This window comes from Croceimicrobium hydrocarbonivorans (assembly GCF_014524565.1).
GTDB classification, from domain to species: Bacteria; Bacteroidota; Bacteroidia; order Flavobacteriales; family Schleiferiaceae; genus Croceimicrobium; species Croceimicrobium hydrocarbonivorans.
The window spans coordinates 1,016,751-1,034,298 of record NZ_CP060139.1 but is presented as its reverse complement, the minus strand read 5'-3'; the positions used below and the strand labels follow the sequence as shown (position 1 = coordinate 1,034,298).

Below are 17,548 nucleotides of genomic sequence, written 5' to 3'. Positions count from 1 at the left end.
TTTTTCTTTTTACAACCGAAGGCTTTTAGCCTGAGCTCTTAAATCCCTTTGTGAATAAAGAGATGTTTGAAGGGGTTCTTCAATACTTTTTTCTTGATAAAAAAGTATCCAAAAAATCAAGGCCCCTGAAAGGCGATACCCTTGGACCGCCGCTTCTTGGGTTGGGCCAGCCTGATTGATGATTTCCCTAATAGTAGTCATTCTCTTTAAAGCGAATTTGAGTCCTAAGTACTACCCTGCGAACGGCTATCGCTGCTCAGGTGCCACTAGCTCCGAAACAATGATTTAAGTAGAGGTAGTGTTTGGTGCAGGATTCGACTGAACTCTATCTGAAGCAACTACCAATAATTGGAAGATCCGGCCTTTCCTCAGTGATAGTTCTGTGCTTCGCGGAATTGCGTCCGCCGCTGGCGGAAAGAGCATGGAGCGAAAAGCGAAGAACGGTTTTGATGACTAAAAGGAATCAAAATTCACCTAGGGAAAGGCCTAGGGTTTTTGGATACTTTTTGGCCAATGCAAAAAGTATCAAAGAGCATTTTTTTGGAAATGAAGTATTGCTTTTTAGTTTGGAGATACTTTTTTCTTGATACAACCGTAAGCTAAGCTGTAGCTCTCAAATTCCATCGGAAGTTTAAGAGGCATTTGAAAAAGTATCCAAAAGATCAAGCAAGCTTGAAGGCGCTTCGAAATTACCTGGACCTTCGGTCGGTTCTTTCGATCACAGAGGCTTAGGTTGTATGTGGTTCTAACCTTTAGTGGATGTGTATTGCGCTTCATTTTTTCTTGATAAAAAACGAAGCAAAAAATCAAGGCCCCTGAAAGGCGATTCCTTTGGACCGCCGCTTCTTGGGTCGGGCCAGCCTGATTGATGTTTTTCTGTAGGATAGCAATTCTCCTTCAAGCGAATTTGAGTTCTGAGTACTACCCTGCGAACGGCTATCGCTGCTCAGGTGCCACTAGCTCCGAAACAATGATTTAAGTAGAGGTAGTGTTTGGTGCAGGATTCGACTGAACTCCTTCTGAAGCAACTACCAATAATTGGAAGATCCGGCCTTTCCTCAGTGATAGTTCTGTGCTTCGCGGAATTGCGTCTGCCGCAGGCGGAAGGAGCATGAAGCGAAAAGCGAAGAACGGTTTTGATGACTGGAAGGAATCAAAAATCACCTAGGGAAAGGCCTAGGGTTTTTGGATACTTTTTGGCCAATGCAAAAAGTATTACCCAAAACAATAAAAGGTCAAGGCTTTTGAATGGCGATTCCTTTGGACTGCCGCTTCTTGGGTCGGGCCAGCTTTTTAATGCCATAGCTTATAATTGAAAGTTCTGAGTAGGCAGTTTTCTTTGATACTTTTCTCTTGATACAACCGAAGGCTTTTAGCCTGAGCTCTCAAATTCCATCGGAAGTTTAAGAGGCATTTGAAAAAGTATCCAAAAGATCAAGGAAGCTTGAAGGCGCTTCGAAATTACCTAGACCTTCGGTCGGTTCTTTCGATCACAGAGGCTTAGGTTGTATGTGGTTCTAACCTTTAGTGGATGTGTATTGCGCTTCATTTTTTCTTGATAAAAAACGAAGCAAAAAATCAAGGCCCCTGAAAGGCGATTCCTTCGGACCGCCGCTTCTTGGGTTGGGCCAGCCTGATTGATGTTTTTCTTTTGGTCGTGAATTCTCTTTCAAGCGAATTTGAGTCCTAAGTACTACCCTTCGAAGGGCTATAGCTGCTCAGGTGCCACATGCTCCGAAAAATGTTTTGGAATAGAGGCAATGTTTTGTGCAGGATTCGACTGAACTCTATCTGAAGCAACTACCAATAATTGGAAGATCCGGCCTTTCCTCAGTGATAGTTCGGCGCTTCGCGGAATTGCGTGCGCCGCAGGCGGAAGGAGCATGAAGCGAAAAGCGAAGAACGGTTTTGATGACTGGAAGGAATCAAAAATCACCTAGGGAAAGGCCTAGGGTTTTTGGATACTTTTTGGCCAATGCAAAAAGTATTAACCAAAACAAAAAAAGGTCAAGGCTTTTGAATGGCGATTCCTTTGGACTGTCGTTTCTTGGGTTGGGCCAGCCTGATTGATGTTTCTCTGTAGGATAGCAATTCTCCTTCAAGCGAATTTGAGTTCTGAGTACTACCCTGCGAACGGCTATCGCTGGTTAGGTGCCAAAGGCTCCGAAATTATATTTTTGGAAGGGGATGATGGTTAGTGAAGGTTACGACTGTCACATGATGCCTACACTAGCGACTTTATTGCGAAATTCATCATGAGAATGTCTATAAGCCGCTTCTCGTCAACGTCAGCCCGATATCGCAATGCCATTTTGGGAAAGACTCTTTTTTAATTCATGCCATTTCTCCTCATTTAGTAGGCTTGCAATAAATCGACCTTCGCGATTATCCTTTGTGATAACTCTAATAAGTTTGTTTTCGGGGTACAAGGTTGGAATTCTTACTATTTCAAGGATAACTAGCTTAATGTCATTTTTGCGATAAATATGAAACCTCCAAGGGTAATTGTGATTTTTAATAATTAAAAAATTTTCAGAAATACCGACATAGTGTAGGGGAATGGAAAAAAGAAAATACCAAATCGCTTTTAGCAGGAAGAAAAACGAAGCTTGTTGAAAGTTTCCATCCATAAGCGAAAAACAAAATATAAGAGTGAAGGTGGAAATTGGAATCCAAAAAAATAGGCCGAAAAAATTTAACATCGGGATTCCTTTGAAATAGGTAAACACTTCTGTTTCAATCATTGCCTTGGTAGTTCTGTCGATATGGATGGGTCTTGGGATTTTGCCTTTTTTTCTTGCAATGAGATGCGTTTTTAGTTCCCAAGGCTTGTGGTAGTGGCTTGGGTAAATGATTTTTTCGCTGCCATCTCTTAATAGAATCGTTATGCCATCAACATATTGATTGAAGATATACCTGAAAGGTACCTTATAGTCTACGTAGATTTTTTTAATATCACGATATTTTAGAACATCCTTACCTATAATTATACTCTCAGCGCTGATAGATATTTCGGGGGATTTTTTTTTGAAAAAAAGAAAATGGTAAAGTAAACTAGCGATGAAAAGGACTAAAGAAGTGCTGAGTGTTAGTGGGTACACGCTTGAGGACTTAAACACATCATCTTCCTCTGAGAGGTAACTGAAAAGTACAAAGCAAATTAGTGAACCAAGAGCTGTGGAAAGGATGCCTAGTGCTAAAATACCTAGGCTTATAGCGAGATATTTTATTTTGACATCGAGGGGCTTGTCAATGTCCTCTTGTAATTCTTTCATTGAGCTATTTGGCTTTCAAGGTGATTAAACCAATTTCTACAACTTTCAGATATTCTTTCAAATAGGTTTCCGTCTAAAAGATTATCAGGTAATCTGGAAAGTATATAGTATTCCGGATTAATGGTGTCCTCAATCTTGGGCTTATAAACAATTAGGGTGTCCCATTTAGTTTCACTTAGCCTTATCGTATCATGAATGACTTTTAGTGTTACTTCAGTCTCTGGTTTCTCATTTGATGTACAAGAGCCAAGGAAGCATAAGGATAGCAAGGGGAGAAACAATCTGTTCATGGCAAGATCAAATTCTAAATAAGGGGTGCTTTGTGTTTTATAAGTTGTAAAGCAAGCCTGTATTGAATTGAAATACACTATGACTAAGGTAATCCAGGTCTTCTCGAATTTGATAGCTGTATTCGGGGGCGAAGATGCAACTGAAGCTTTCGTTTATATGATATTCAAAACGAAGGGCTAACTCTGGAGCTAAGTAAAAGTTATAGTTTAAATAATCTCCAGGATCCCAGATGCTACTCACATTGCGAGGGTTCCCTCCATCTAATCTGAAGCGACGCCAGCTATCGGCATAGGCGTGCCCTAAGTTTAAACCCAAACCGGCATGAATCTCAAACTTTGCACTAGCAAAGAGCTTTCGAAGCGCATTTAATGAAGAGTTTATATGGTAATAGGTGCTTTCAGTAACGAAAAACTTAGGGACAGAACTTCCAAGCGTATAGCCTATGCTCCAGGTCTTTGCTCCGAGTTGCAAGTGTTCAAGACTCAGTGAATAGAGCCAATGCTCTGTTTTAAAGTCATAGCGAATGCCAAGATTATGATAATAAACAGGCTCATGGATATCAAAGGATCTGAATTGCGCTCGATTAGATACAGTGCCCTGATAGTAAAGACCGATCTGCGATTGGGCGCCTAATTGCATTCCAATTAGAAGGAAAATAATCGTTAATCTCATGCTGGAAATTGCTTGGATATTTGGTTAAGGAACTTAAAACTTTCTCGAGAATTTGGTGGTCTCACCTGGAAATATCTGGAAGCTATGACTCAAGGGTCCGATGCTAGTAGTGCTGCCATCATTATCCTTGTATTGCAGGTAATATTCGAAGCTGTAGCTGCCATAAAGTAACTTATTGCTAGTCCATCTTTTTACTCCAATGTCAGAATCAACCGATTCCCAGCGAAAATCAAGATCAGGACTGTTTCCTTCAAGGATTACAATATCACAGGATGGGATGCTAAGGCGATTGGGGTTATTGCTGGTTCTAACTTCAAATTCGAAATAGCCTCCAAGTTCAACCGCATTATCCTTTTCACAGGAAGGATTTAAGAGGACTACTGAAAGTAGGAGCAAATAAAAGCGTAATGGTCTCATGATGTGCGAAGTGATTTTACAGTACAGCGGTGGTCAAGAATTAAAGCAAAATTCTGTTATTCTTTGTTTTAGCCAAGCTATGAAAATTTGAGACTTTGATTTTAATTCCTTGCGGAGGTATTCTCTTAAACCATTAAGTGTCGCATGCAAAGCATTGAATTAATTTTTTTCTTGTTTCCGATTAGCTTCATAAAGCTCCTTCCCGAAACCAAATTGCCTCAGAATCTTTTTCCGAAATGGATACAGTGTAATCACCTTGTCATTTTTAATAAATCCTTGGATGGGAATCTTTTCTGTATTGCTGTTTTGATCCAGGAGTATTTCGAATACTTCTTTTAGATCATCTCGGTCGTAGCTGCTAAAGCTATGGTCTCCTGAAGCTAGGTAAATGAAAGTATTGCTATTGCTTTTCTTCTGGGCGCAATAGGCATCAATTAGAAATTCATAGGGAATTACCTTGTCTTTGTAGGTGCTGAAGAACAGGATCTTTTTGTTCTCAATGGATTGATAGTTAACCGTTTTATTAAAGTTCTTATGCTGCGGATAGCCATTAAAAACAATTAGTCCCGCAAAATAATCTGGATCACTATAAAACATTTTGAAACTACCCGTGCCGCCATCTGAAAATCCGGCGATATATATTTCGCGATTCTCTTTTCCAGATTGATTTAGGATCTCTTTCAGGATTTTCAAGCTGGTCTTTGGATTTTGGAGCCAGTTTAAGCTGTCCTTTGAAATCGCTACAATTAAGTCGAATCCATTTATTACCGATTGATTTACAAACTCAGTATTAGCTTCAATTAGATAATCGAAATCAATGCTGTCAGCACTTCGCCTGAAGTAAGGATTGTTTAGGCCTCCATGAAGGAAAACTAGCAACTTGCTATTGCTGTCATTCGAGATTTCGAAGAATGAATTATTGCCAATCGTCTTTAATTCGGGCTTAAGCTGATTTTGCCCGAATGAATTATAAGATAAAAGGAAGGATAGGATTAATAGGCTAGTTCTCATCTCAATTTTTAAGCTTGATTGAAATGTTTTAAAGGCTTAATATAGTATAATTGGCTCAGCCCTCGATTTGATACCTATTTAGATTAACCGCTTATTATCCTTACTATTTACCAAAAGAGGTCTTTTTCTTAATTGGATTGCCGTAGTTTTTTTAAACTAAAACGGATACCTCGAATTAGAATCAAGCCCATAAGGATGAAGCCGAGATAAGTCGCCAAATTTCCTTTGAAAGGCGAGGATTGATTGGGATCGACATCCAGGTATCCTAATACTAAACTTATCATCGTGACTGAGAGGATTAATAGAAGAATTGAGCAAATGAGTATAAGAATCCAAAGTGAGATTTTAAGCATGCTTTATTGAGTTTAGGAATTATGGTGTCTTCTTGCAGTTTTATATTTGATCGAGAAGCTAATTAAATGAGTTGCTTGCTAATCCTTCCTATAGCCAGTTTAAGCCCCATTCCATTGGTTTGGTAAATCCTATAAGTTTTCATTCCTCTAAACTCGGCCTCTTTCTGACTCAAAGGTATATCCAATTGATAAGCTCTTAACTGATTGGCTGGGATGTAAAAACTAATGAGTTCTAAATTTCCGGCTTGTTCGGTGATTTTTAGGTCAAAGCTGATGTCTATGTAAATTTCATAGCGACCGAATTCCCATTTTGCCACCGAATCAGTTAGTGCTATGGCTCCGAAGAGACGAACAATTTTCCGCATCAATTTTTTCCTGCGATAGGGGATGTATTTCAATTCTAAGAATGAAAACAAGAGCGCCAGGAGGCTAGATCCACCGAGAATAATGAGAAAGGTTTCTAGGGGTCCTGATTTTAAATCCCCACTGAGGAAAACCACCAGAATTATGCTTACTAAGAGGAGGCCTGCTTTGATCAGCCATCTAAAGAATGTTTTCACTTCTTAATTTGGTTTTTTAATGGTAGGCTCTCTATAGATATTCGTCTATTCCTTCCTCAATTTGACTCAGGAAGAATTCTCCTCGTATTTGGATGCTTTTGTCGGCGTTTTGAAGCTTTAGTTCAAACCATTTTCTAAAATCATCCATTTCCTTTTGTACATCTGTGCTCATTCCAATTTCAAACTGAACATGCTCAGAAATATTAATTAACTCTGTGCAGTTCAAACTCTCTGTGCAGTGGGGATATCTTCCCAGAAATTCAAGGGGATATTTTTTAATGTATTGCAGAGAGTAAAGACCTATTACTTCTCCTAATGCCCCATCTGAATTCTGAACTATCCGCTGGAAAACCGGGAAGTAAAAATCCCGGACCGGAGCTTGCTCATGGGTTATGCTGTCTAGAATGGCAAAGGTGAATTGGTCGTCAGCGGCTTGGATGGAATCCGAAAGGATGCCCTGCGCATAGGCTCTTATATTTTGTTTTGTGATTGAGAGGCTTGCGGCAGGTTCCTTGATGGCTTCCTTAGCATCTGATTTTGCTTCTTCCACTACTGAAGGCAATTGCTTTTCGCTGGCCGACTTCTTAACGGGTTCTGAGCAAGAAAGTATTAGGCTTGAAGCTGATAGCGTAAGGCTTATCCATACTCTTGATTTCAGCTTAGCTTCTTTTTTTAGCATCATTGATCTAGCTATAATTCACAATTCTCGATTAAGGCGTTACAGGTCCAAAGTGTCACTGTAAAGGGAAGGGTATAGGAAAGCATTGCTATCTGTTCTCTTATAGTTGAGCTTCTCCTAGGCTATCTTATGAGATAATCGGTGTCCACAGTTTGTTGATGAATATATATAAAACCAATGGTGCATTTATAGCGCTGTTTTTTATTATAAATAAAGGCGTTTTTGATCTTATTCCAAAGATCAAGGCCCCTGAAAGGCGATTCCCTTGGACCGCCGCTTCTTGGGTTGGGCCAGCCTGATTGATGTTTTTCCTTGGATTGGAAATTCTCCCACTATCGATTTTGAGTCTTAAGTACTACCCATCGAACGACTATCGCTGCTCAGGTGCCACTAGCTCCGAAACAATGATTTAAGTAGGGGTAGTATTTGGTGCAGGATTCGACTGAACTCTATCTGAAGCAACTACCAATAATTGGTAGATCCGGCCTTTTCTCAGTGATAGTTCGGCGCTTCGCGGAATTGCGTGCGCCGCAGGCGGAAGGAGCATGAAGCGAAAAGCGTAGAACGGTTTTGATGACTAAAAGGAATCAAAAATCACCTAGGGAAAGGCCTAGGGTTTCCCGCCTACCGGAGCTGGAACAGCGGCGGGCAGGTTTGATACTTTTTGGCCAATGCAAAAAGTATCAAAGAGCATTTTTTTGGAAATGAAGTATTGCTTTTTGGTTTGGGAGATACTTTTTTCTTGATACAACCAAAGACTTTTAGACTGAGTTCTCAAATTCCATTGAAAATTAAAAAGGCATTTGAAAAAGTATCCAAAAAATCAAGGCCCCTGAGAGGCGATTCCCTTGGACCGCCGCTTCTTGGGTCGGGCCAGCCTGATTAATGATTTACCTAGGAGTAGCAATTCTCTTTAAATCGAATTTGAGTCTTAAGTACTACCCTGCGAAGGGCTATCGCTGCTCAGGTGCCACAAGCTCCGAAAATTGTTTTTGAGAAGGGATAATGCTTGGGGTCTAATCCTCGTATTCCTTCAAATGTGCTCCGTAGAAATACCAATTAGATGGGTCTTTATTCCAGTGCTCACGCGTTCTCAGTAGATAGGAACTATCCGGTAATGAAAACTGACTTTTGAATATTGATCCCTCATAAGGTTTGCTAACAAATATGTTTTCGCCGATTTTAAACCTTGATCGTATTTCGGTCTCATAATCGCCTTGGTATTTTTGCATGAGAACAACTACAAATTCCTGTGGATGTATGATCATCGCCCAACGTCCATTTCCGCAGAAATCATATCCTTTAACTTCAATGGGGTGCCATTGATTTCGTTTTTCTTTTGCTTCTTGGATTCCAAACACATGACCATCTTTTCCATAGAAGACCTTGTCTTTGTTTGTTGAGTTTACGAAGTAGACCGGAAAGTAGTCTCGAGGAGATCCGCCAAAATTGTAGGATTTACTAAAGGGGACACTTGTATTAGGGTCTATTAATAATTCAAGTCCATTTATATCCAGACTGTCGAGCCAGTCATTTTGTAAATCGTTCTGGATGAAGTTGTTAATTTGTGTTGAGTCGATATTGAGGGGGTTGACGTCAATGCTGTCCTGATATTTGAACTTGCCAATAAATATTGGGAAAACCTCAGATATACGCTTAGCCTCAAATGGAGTAGATTGAATGGAATCCAGGATTTGAGAATTGAAAAGTTTTGGATATTTAAACTCTTTAGGAGGAAATGTACTCTGATTTCTTTGGCAGCTGGTTAATACTAATATTGAGAGTAGTAGAATGGTTTTATTAGATTTCATAGGTGGTCAAACGCAAAAAGCTTCAGTATTATGATTTCTTTGTTTTTCAAGCCTATTCCAAAAGCTGAACTCCACTTATCTCCTTTTAAAAATAAAGGGGATTTCCTGAACAATTCGCTGTATGTGCATGGGGAGCTTCTTTTGCTCAATTTCTAAGCCATTTAAAATGTTCAGTACATAGTCAATGTCCGATTCCTTTTGCCTGCTTCCCAGCTGAAGGGAATAGCGATGCCAGGCCTGCAATAATGAAAAAGCTGTTTGTTGCAATTTTTGATCTTTTTCACTGATCCCTTTTAGGAAGTCCCCTGCAACTTCCCAAGTGCCAATATCGAACAAAGCCTTGAGTGCGAATCTTTTGGTCTCTGTGTTTCCCTGGTCATAGATTGCTCTTAGCTTGGGGATATCGCTATAAGATTTGTCTTGGATAATCAGGTTAAGAGCGGTCTTTTTAACCTTATTTGAAGGATCATTTAAGCGGTCAAAGGCAATTGTTTTAGCCTCCTCTCGATTCAGTTTGGAGCTAGCATATAAGGATGCCGCCCTTAGTTGAGCAGACGGTGAACTTAGGAAGCTCTGAATTAGGGGCAGGTCTGTAATGGTGCCAAGCTCGCTGAGTCCAATGATGGCACTAGGACTAGGCTCATGCTTTAATTTGCTGCGATACAAGTCTGCGAAATCAGGATTTGTATGCTTGGAAATGAGCCTCCTCGCCAGATCTCGGGTATCAGCAGAATGATCGAAAAGCAAATGTTTAATCTCCTCTTGAAAGTCGGCTATTTGGTTTTCGGTGATTTTGTGCAGGCTGTGATTTCGGATCTTTTGACTAGGGTCATTCAAAAGCTTTTGCAAGTAGTGGGGATTTTTAATTAGTTCCAGCTTGCGCACGGCCATCAGCCGAATTACATAATCTTTATCAGAGAGAATTTTGTCAATAAATTCCAGGTCTTGGCTATTTCGAGCCAATAGGTTTTTAATGATGAAATAGCGGTTTTGTCCTTGATATTGATCTAAGTTTTGAAGGATTAGCGTCCTATTGGTCTCGGAGAAAATAAAATCTATAAGTTCTTGATGGAGGCTCTTGAGGTCTGCTCTTTTAATATTCAAGAGCCAATTAATAAGGTAATGATGTTGAATGAAATACTGGAAATCAACTTCTTTACTTGCTTGCAGGAAAGCCTTTTGTGCCTTAAGTCGAATATCTGGTACCCAGTCTGCTAAACGGAAAAAGATAAAGGGAAGGGTCTTTTGGCTTGGGCTTTTAATTAGAAAGTTCAGCGCCTCTTCACGGACATATCCACTTCTGTTCATTGAAGCGACGCAGTATAAGCTGATTTGTACTTCGGGTTCAAATTTCTCGAAGTAGGTTAAGTCCTTGGAACGCAAATTACTTTCCTTTAGGGCTTGATACATGGCCCTGTTTTGGAAATTCGAGGTGGACTCAATAATGCGGTGAATTGCTTGGGCGGCAACTAAGGCAATTTCGGGATGTGGATTGAAGGTGTATCTAAGCAAACGTGGAATCTGATTCAATTCAGATAAAGAATCAAAGTCGGGGATTTGGGGTTTAATGATGGGGGAGGCATCTGCTTTGCCAAATAGTTTTTTGAAGAATCCCATTTCGATTAATCGGATGAAGGTTATGATTTCTGGTATTGCCCGTTACAAGGGCATTTATTTCAATTCATTAAGACCAAATTTCTTTCCCGGAGGTCTGGATATTTCCGTACCGGAGATTTGCCATTGTTTTGAGTTTGTCAAATTCTGATTCTGGATAATTCCAGGAACTATCGAATCGCACTAATTGCTGCAGACCTAATATAGGATCAAAAGATTTGTCTTTGATTTGGGAGTTCCTTAGGCTGAGGTATTTCAGCTCTTTTAAATTTCTAATCGGCTCTAGGCTGTCTATTTTTTGAGCGGTCCACATACTGCCATTTATGCCTAAACCTTGTAGTTGCTGCAGTTTAGCTATGGCTGAGAAGTCGGAAATTAATTTGAGATTCTCCGTTTCCAAGCTTTCCAAATTCGAAAGTTCGGTAAAAACTTCAATGCTTTGAACTTGAGATGAACTGCCCAGGTAAAAGTGTTTAAGCTTCTTCAGGTTTACCAGTGAATCGAGCTTTTTAATCCCGCTCCATTTAATGTGAAGACCTTCCAAATTGGGCATTTGACAGACTGCATCAAATATTTTTTGATTCACTTTTGAGGGTAAATACAGTGTTTTTACCTCACTTAAGCTGGGCAGAATTTCACACCAATGCTCATAATTCTTTTTTTGTTGATAGGGGCTAAGATGAGTTTGAGTGATAAGCAGTCTTAGCCTTTCGGCAGGAAGGTAGTCGTCAACTAGGCTAATGACTTGATTAGGCAGCTTGGATTCTTTGTCTACATGCCAATAGCCCTTTTTAAGCTGTTGTTCCGTCATCCTTTTCGATCTTAACATGGCTATCAGGCCCAATCTAAATCCGTTTCGATTTTTAAGCCCACTGCCTTCAGTTTCTCGCGCAGCGCATCGATATTAGTCAATTCACTTTTAGGGATGATAATGGCAGTGGCCTTTGATATTTTTAAGAAGAAGTGCCGGGCCGTTTCGTCCACTTTCTCAAATTCGCTTAGCTTCAAGGTGCTTTCTGTGCTGCCGTCCATTATGGAGATACGGTCTTCTTGGATCTCCAGCTCAAGAACTCGCCCCAAGTATTTTGAATAATTATCACGGATATGCGATAAATAGTGTTTTTTATACCTCCATTTGAAAAAGCTGGGATAAAACAGTCCGGAGGCAAGGCTCAGCAGGCCGAAAGAGAAGGCCAAACTCATTTCTTCATGATTATAGAAAACTAGGGCCAGTAGCAGGAAAGATAGCGTCACCAATATCCAATCCTTTCGTTTCCGCTTTTTAGTCTTTTCTGATTTGGAAGCGGCAAACACATGATAGTTGAGATAGTCTTCTTCGCTTAAGCTGTATTCGATGGTCATGCTTAAAGGTGGGTGGTTTTTTTTTGTCTAAGATATTAAGCTTCGAACCAATCGATACTTTCAATTTGGAGATACTCTTCGGGAATTTCCTTTAAAATTTCACCTTCGCTTGCTGTGGGTTTATATTTTGCTTTGCTGGTCTTGATAAATTGATCTTTACGAGATGTATTTCGATAGATGAATTCAAGGCTGTCCACGGCAAGTCCATTCCATTTAAATTTATAAAGTCCTGCTTCCCCTGGATGTCCATAGCTTATTCCTCGAATAATATGCTCCTCCGGCGAAAAGGTGGGATTAATAAACCGATAGGCGGAGCTAAAGCTGCGATCCTCTTTTTTGAGGTAGACCGAATAGATGTTCCTACGGCAACATCCGGAAACAGGATGCCAATGCACCACAAAGTCATTTATTTGATCTCCATTCACATCAAAAATAGTATCGCTCCGATAGCTCATTTCACTCTGCTTTCGCTCTAATATTTTAAAAGCCTTTCCGTTTCTGATTTGATATAAATTGAGATACGTTGCCCAAGGAACATGCCTTCTCAGAAGAAAGTACTTTTCCGAATCCGTAAATAAATTCCCGATCAGAATTTCAATTTTAATGGCATAGGAGCTGTCATCGGGATAGAAGTAATATTCCTTAGAAAAGTGTGGTGAATCAAAGTTGAGCTCGGCTTTTTTCCAGGCATCTTGGAAAGCTCTATTAAAGCGCAAAGTATCCTTACTGATCCTTTCTTCAGTTTGTTTTGAACTATTATCCTCGGTTGAATTGATTTTCGCGGGTTCAGCTTCTTCTGCGCTCGGCTTGGAAGGAGAGTCAGAATCGGGCGTATTTATTTCGCAACTGGAGAGAATGCAAATGCCTAGGGCGAATAAGATGACTTTAAATCCTCTATTATCCATAAGTAGAAGGTAATTTCTTTGCTTTATCTAAACAGGATTTTGCCTGAGATCTTGTTTTTATAGCAGGACTAATCTTTATAAATTACATGCCCTGCCAGGAGAAGGTCCATACATCTTTATACCCGGGTTTCGTGCCACGACCGATATAGGCTACTCCGCTGTCTCCCCATCCTAGGTGGGCTTTTTCACTAGAGTCAATTTGAAATACATATTCTGGTTCTGCGGGGTGTTCATTAAATGGGCCCCAGCTGATTTCCGATTGAATTAAGGTGGGCCATCCGCCAATTTTAAAACCTTCTTGATTGGGGAAGTGCTGGTAATACTCGTCTTTGTATTCTTCGGGGATTTCCGTTGGACAGTCTTCCCAGCAGGGAAAGTCATTTTCAACTTCCGTGACTTTTAATGGGAAAGCTTTAATAGGGAACTCATGCTCTGGACTGTCGATTTCAACAAGGTCTTCAATATTTGCATAGCTTCGGATTAACCACAGATCACCATTTGCCTGATCATTCGGCAGTTCTTCCGAGTCAATAAACAGGCTTATGAATTCAATGTCTTTTAAATTATCTGGCCTGCTCGGAAGTTCTTTTAAATTGAGTTGGCAAATGGGAATCATCGGCTTTCCATTCGATTCAGGCCAGGATTCTCCTGCTTCGCCGACCATTACTTTACCAATCCACGAGGCAGTTTTGGAATCGGTAGGTCTAAAGCCTCCCACTTGAAATAGAATTGCGGGCTTTTTGATTTTAGTTTCGAATTCTTCTCGGGTCATTTTAGGTTTTTTAAGGTATGTAGCTGTTTCCTTGCTTAGCAGATAGGATTTAAAAATAATCCTTTGATTGATCCTTCATGCCGCATAATCCTAAAAACTATAACCTGCAGCTACTCCCGCCCAGGGGAGGAATAACATGCCTAAGGAATTACTACCTGGGAAATAAATAGGTGTAAAGGCCGCTTTGAAAAAGAATCCTCCTTCGCTTTTTTGAAAACGGTAGCCTATCCTCAGTGGGAAAACGATATCATTTGGGCCAAATGGAAGGGCAGCGCCAATTCCAATCTCTAAATTATGCTTCTTGCCATAGAGCAAATTAACTTGAGGACTGATGGAGAAGTCAGACTTAAGGGCACCATCAATCTCAGTGTCAAAGATGTATTGCAGTCCGATTGCAGTCGAAAACCTCAATTTACCTTCGCTGGTCCACAGTCGGTCATAGCTTAAATTATAAAGGAGGGGAGCACTTCCTAAAAACTCCAGATAAATGGAGTTCTTTTTTAGCTTTTCACGGGGTGCTGTCTGAGCAGGTAGCAATTGGGATAGAAAAAAGAAGAGGATTAAGGAGCAGTATTTTATCATGCTTTGATTTAGGGACGGAGGCAGCTTACTCGCTAAGGTTTTTTTTACTGATATTGAGTTTTAATGCTGTAGGCTTTTGGTTTGATTAATTCTCTTTCGCTCTGCTGGGTTTATAGAGGATGATAACCTGCACTAATATTGCCATAAGTACCAGGAAAATAATTTCCCCTTGGGTAAAAAGATTAATGCTGTTTTTTACTTTTTCACTGGCAAAGACCTGGCGTTTACCTTCTTGCAATTGAATTTTAGATAATTCAACTAAATGATGGTCGACAGTTTCAATACTCTTTAAGGTTTTTTCCTTAGTTGATTTGGAAGCCTTGCTCTCCAGTTTTTGCAATGTTTTAAGCTCTTCTTCAACTTGTTGGAAAATGAAATTCTCCTTTGGCGTCAATTTGGTTTGTCTGTATTTATCAAGAAGAACATCGATTTGGTCATCCAGCTTTGCTTTATGCTCCATGGGATAGAGGCTGTCCGAAGTGTAAATGGCAATTTCTTTCTCCTGAATTATTCGGGATAGTTCGAATAGAACATCGCTAGCAACAATTCTGTCTTCGTACATGGTGGTAACAGAATAGCTGAGTCGATTGAAGTTTTCGCGGTCAATTAAGTTGGTTAGAAGTACAACGATGAATACGAGTAGAATACTTGCTATCCAGCGGATTTTAGTGAGAATTTTCATGCGCCCCAATTTTTAATTACGAAACAGAATGGACTTCTAGATTTTCTTTGATCTGGGATTTATCAGGTTTGAATTTCGGATAATTTTAGCACCACCGCAAACTTTTCTGAATTGGCGGGAAGGCATAAATTCTTTATCCTTTTTTATGGTCTTGGTTGTTTTAGACCAGAGCAAGTAGTTTCCACAAGACTAAAGTCCCTGAATGGCGATTCCTTCGATATTTTCTTTTAGATACAATCGGAAGCGAATCTGTAGCTCTTAAATTCCATTGAAAATTAAAAAGGCATTTGAAAAAGTATCCAAAAAAATCAAGGAAGCTTGAAGGCGATTCGAAATTACTTGGACCTTCGGTCGGTTCTTTCGATCACAGAAGCTAGGGTTGCGTGTGGTTTAAACTTTGGTGGATGCGCATTGTGCTTCATTTTTTCTTGATAAAAAACGAAGCAAAAAATCAAGGCCCCTGAAAGGCGATTCCCTTGGACCGCCGCTTCTTGGGTTGGGCCAGCCTGATTGATGTTTTTCCTTGGATTGGAAATTCTCCCACTATCGATTTTGAGTCTTAAGTACTACCCATCGAACGACTATCGCTGCTCAGGTGCCACTAGCTCCGAAACAATGATTTAAGTAGGGGTAGTATTTGGTGCAGGATTCGACTGAACTCTATCTGAAGCAACTACCAATAATTGGAAGATCCGGCCTTTTCTCAGTGATAGTTCGGCGCTTCGCGGAATTGCGTGCGCCGCAGGCGGAAGGAGCATGAAGCGAAAAGCGAAGAACGGTTTTGATGACTAAAAGGAATCAAAAATCACCTAGGGAAAGGCCTAGGGTTTTTCGATACTTTTTGGCCGATGCAAAAAGTATCACCCAAATCAAAAGGTCAAGGCCGCTGGGAGACGATTCCTTTGGACCACCGCTTCTTGGGTCGGGCCAGCTTTATGATGTCATAGCCTGTAATTGAAAGTTTTGATAGGGAGATTTCTTTAATACTTTTCTCTTGATAGAAAAGTATCCAAAAGATCAAGGAAGCTTGAAGGCGATTCGAAATTACCTAGACCTTCGGTCGGTTCTTTCGATCACAGAAGCTAGGGTTGGGCCAGGCATTTAGACTGTTTTTAGCTGAAAAGGAAGTGAATCTATAACATTCATTTTTTTCTTGGAAACTACCCTTCGCTCTGTTATCGCTGCCAAGCTTCCGAAGGCTCCGAAATTAAAATTTGCACTTTGGTATATTGTTAGGTGCTGGAGTCCTCCAAACACTATCTGAAGCAACTACCAATATTTGGAAGTTCCGGCCTTTCCTCAGTGATAGTTCAGAGCTTCGCGGAATTGCGTCTGCCGCAGGCGGAGAGAGCATGAAGCGAAAAGCGAAGAACGGTTTTGATGACTAAAAGGAATCAAAAATCACCTAGGGAAAGGCCTAGGGTTTTTGGGTACTTTTTGGCCAATGCAAAAAGTATCAAAGAGCATTTTTTTGGAAATGAAGTATTGCTTTTTGGGTCGGGATTTTTCTTTTAAGCGAATTTGCATCCTAAGTACTACCCTACGAACGACTATCGCTGCTCAGGTGCCATATGCTCCGAAAAATGTTTTAGAGTAGAGGCAATGTTTAGTGAAGGATTCGACTGAACTCTATCTGTAGCGACTATAATCATTTGGAAGATCTGGTCTTTCCTCAGTGATAGTTTAGCGCATCGCAAGCCATACCTCACTTTATCTCAAATCGAACCAAAATGGAAGCTTCAATTTTTAGTTTCTGAATTTCGATATACGGTTCTTGCTCGATGAAAGGGGCATCATAGGCAATATTGGGGATTTGAACCGAGCCTCGCACTTTTATCCCATCAATAAAGTAGACTCCATTTCCTCTGGGTTCATTTTGCGTGATTAGGATTGGTTCCCCTAGGTCTGAGCCCAGAGCTTGGACCAATCTTTTTGCCTTATTCTTTGCTGCGATAATAGCCTTTACTTCCACTTCTTCCTGTATGGAGTCGAGCTGAGTATGGGTGCTTTCATATAGAATGGCATGTTCCACTTTTAGTTTTTGGAACAAAGTGAAAGCAGTGGAAATTTCTTGGGAGTTTTTTAGTTCCAGGATATACACTGCTTGACTAATCTGTTTCTCATTGAACCAATTTATCTTGACAAAGTTGGTTCTCGCTCCTTCCTTCGATAATCTGCTAGAGGGGATGTTTAAGCTATCCAGACCTTTGATTAATTGTTTTTCTTGGCTTGAAATAGGCTCCTTGGCACCGCTTTTTCCATTTTCCTTTAAGGTAACTTCGATAAGTATTTTATCTGGAAGAACAGTTTCTGTCGCAGTAGCCACTACTTCTATATAGGAGCCTGTTGCTTTTGCCTGTTCAGTAATTTGTCCTAATGCCCCATTTGCAATCAGGGCTAACACTACTAATAGTACCTTCTTCATAATTGTATTTGCTTGTATTGATTTGACGCCAATCCTGTTCTCCCGTTGTATTGACGGAGAAATTTGGGGTCTAAAGAGAATTTCATTAAAGGGTGCAGTCGGACTATTCTTTAATTGGAAAGATGTGAAGAGAGTTG

General features: G+C 40.3%; 15 protein-coding genes. All 15 read right to left on the bottom strand.

The annotated features are described in order from the left end of the window. Window positions 1-2,288: 2,288 nt before the first annotated feature. Window positions 2,289-3,275: a hypothetical protein gene (locus H4K34_RS04875; protein ID WP_210759702.1), complete on the bottom strand. Its 987-nt coding sequence runs from the start codon at window positions 3,273-3,275 to the stop codon at window positions 2,289-2,291. A 327-nt stretch (window positions 3,276-3,602) separates the two neighbouring features. Continuing rightward, complete coding sequence (locus tag H4K34_RS04870) at window positions 3,603-4,238, bottom strand: hypothetical protein (protein ID WP_210759701.1); 636 nt, start codon at window positions 4,236-4,238, stop codon at window positions 3,603-3,605. Between the two features lie 33 nt (window positions 4,239-4,271). Next, a complete protein-coding gene (locus tag H4K34_RS04865) occupies window positions 4,272-4,655 on the bottom strand; it encodes a hypothetical protein (protein WP_210759700.1) in 384 nt (127 codons plus the stop codon). A gap of 159 nt (window positions 4,656-4,814) precedes the next feature. Continuing rightward, window positions 4,815-5,666, bottom strand: coding sequence for a hypothetical protein (locus H4K34_RS04860; RefSeq protein ID WP_210759699.1), 852 nt, complete (start codon window positions 5,664-5,666; stop codon window positions 4,815-4,817). A gap of 415 nt (window positions 5,667-6,081) precedes the next feature. After that, a complete protein-coding gene (locus H4K34_RS04855; RefSeq protein WP_210759698.1) occupies window positions 6,082-6,579 on the bottom strand; it encodes a hypothetical protein in 498 nt (165 codons plus the stop codon). A gap of 31 nt (window positions 6,580-6,610) precedes the next feature. After that, on the bottom strand, window positions 6,611-7,129 hold the full coding sequence (locus H4K34_RS04850) for a hypothetical protein (RefSeq protein ID WP_210759697.1): 519 nt from the start codon (window positions 7,127-7,129) through the stop codon (window positions 6,611-6,613). A gap of 1,145 nt (window positions 7,130-8,274) precedes the next feature. Beyond that, window positions 8,275-9,069, bottom strand: a complete 795-nt coding sequence (locus H4K34_RS04845) for a hypothetical protein (protein ID WP_210759696.1) — start codon at window positions 9,067-9,069, stop codon at window positions 8,275-8,277. Between the two features lie 75 nt (window positions 9,070-9,144). Further along, window positions 9,145-10,686: a HEAT repeat domain-containing protein gene (locus H4K34_RS04840; protein ID WP_210759695.1), complete on the bottom strand. Its 1,542-nt coding sequence runs from the start codon at window positions 10,684-10,686 to the stop codon at window positions 9,145-9,147. Between the two features lie 67 nt (window positions 10,687-10,753). Then, complete coding sequence (locus tag H4K34_RS04835; RefSeq protein WP_210759694.1) at window positions 10,754-11,494, bottom strand: leucine-rich repeat domain-containing protein; 741 nt, start codon at window positions 11,492-11,494, stop codon at window positions 10,754-10,756. Window positions 11,495-11,517: 23 nt separating this feature from the next. After that, window positions 11,518-12,045, bottom strand: coding sequence for a YcxB family protein (locus H4K34_RS04830; RefSeq protein ID WP_210759693.1), 528 nt, complete (start codon window positions 12,043-12,045; stop codon window positions 11,518-11,520). A gap of 35 nt (window positions 12,046-12,080) precedes the next feature. Further along, a complete protein-coding gene (locus tag H4K34_RS04825; protein WP_210759692.1) occupies window positions 12,081-12,950 on the bottom strand; it encodes a hypothetical protein in 870 nt (289 codons plus the stop codon). A gap of 82 nt (window positions 12,951-13,032) precedes the next feature. Next, window positions 13,033-13,722 (bottom strand): DUF1963 domain-containing protein, encoded by a 690-nt coding sequence (locus tag H4K34_RS04820; RefSeq protein ID WP_210759691.1) that lies wholly within the window; start codon window positions 13,720-13,722, stop codon window positions 13,033-13,035. A gap of 90 nt (window positions 13,723-13,812) precedes the next feature. Then, window positions 13,813-14,304 (bottom strand): hypothetical protein, encoded by a 492-nt coding sequence (locus H4K34_RS04815; protein ID WP_210759690.1) that lies wholly within the window; start codon window positions 14,302-14,304, stop codon window positions 13,813-13,815. A gap of 85 nt (window positions 14,305-14,389) precedes the next feature. Next, a complete protein-coding gene (locus tag H4K34_RS04810; RefSeq protein ID WP_210759689.1) occupies window positions 14,390-14,986 on the bottom strand; it encodes an MCP four helix bundle domain-containing protein in 597 nt (198 codons plus the stop codon). A 1,705-nt stretch (window positions 14,987-16,691) separates the two neighbouring features. Beyond that, window positions 16,692-17,411, bottom strand: coding sequence for an SIMPL domain-containing protein (locus H4K34_RS04805; RefSeq protein ID WP_210759688.1), 720 nt, complete (start codon window positions 17,409-17,411; stop codon window positions 16,692-16,694). Between the last annotated feature and the right edge of the window lie 137 nt (window positions 17,412-17,548).

Bases quoted from the DNA above. Each gene is read 5' to 3' on its own strand.
- H4K34_RS04875 (WP_210759702.1), bottom strand. From the start codon at position 3,275: ATGAAAGAATTACAAGAGGACATTGACAAGCCCCTCGATGTCAAAATA.
- H4K34_RS04870 (WP_210759701.1), bottom strand. From the start codon at position 4,238: ATGAGATTAACGATTATTTTCCTTCTAATTGGAATGCAATTAGGCGCC.
- H4K34_RS04865 (WP_210759700.1), bottom strand. From the start codon at position 4,655: ATGAGACCATTACGCTTTTATTTGCTCCTACTTTCAGTAGTCCTCTTA.
- H4K34_RS04860 (WP_210759699.1), bottom strand. From the start codon at position 5,666: ATGAGAACTAGCCTATTAATCCTATCCTTCCTTTTATCTTATAATTCA.
- H4K34_RS04845 (WP_210759696.1), bottom strand. From the start codon at position 9,069: ATGAAATCTAATAAAACCATTCTACTACTCTCAATATTAGTATTAACC.
- H4K34_RS04840 (WP_210759695.1), bottom strand. From the start codon at position 10,686: ATGGGATTCTTCAAAAAACTATTTGGCAAAGCAGATGCCTCCCCCATC.
- H4K34_RS04835 (WP_210759694.1), bottom strand. From the start codon at position 11,494: ATGACGGAACAACAGCTTAAAAAGGGCTATTGGCATGTAGACAAAGAA.
- H4K34_RS04830 (WP_210759693.1), bottom strand. From the start codon at position 12,045: ATGACCATCGAATACAGCTTAAGCGAAGAAGACTATCTCAACTATCAT.
- H4K34_RS04825 (WP_210759692.1), bottom strand. From the start codon at position 12,950: ATGGATAATAGAGGATTTAAAGTCATCTTATTCGCCCTAGGCATTTGC.
- H4K34_RS04820 (WP_210759691.1), bottom strand. From the start codon at position 13,722: ATGACCCGAGAAGAATTCGAAACTAAAATCAAAAAGCCCGCAATTCTA.
- H4K34_RS04815 (WP_210759690.1), bottom strand. From the start codon at position 14,304: ATGATAAAATACTGCTCCTTAATCCTCTTCTTTTTTCTATCCCAATTG.
- H4K34_RS04810 (WP_210759689.1), bottom strand. From the start codon at position 14,986: ATGAAAATTCTCACTAAAATCCGCTGGATAGCAAGTATTCTACTCGTA.
- H4K34_RS04805 (WP_210759688.1), bottom strand. From the start codon at position 17,411: ATGAAGAAGGTACTATTAGTAGTGTTAGCCCTGATTGCAAATGGGGCA.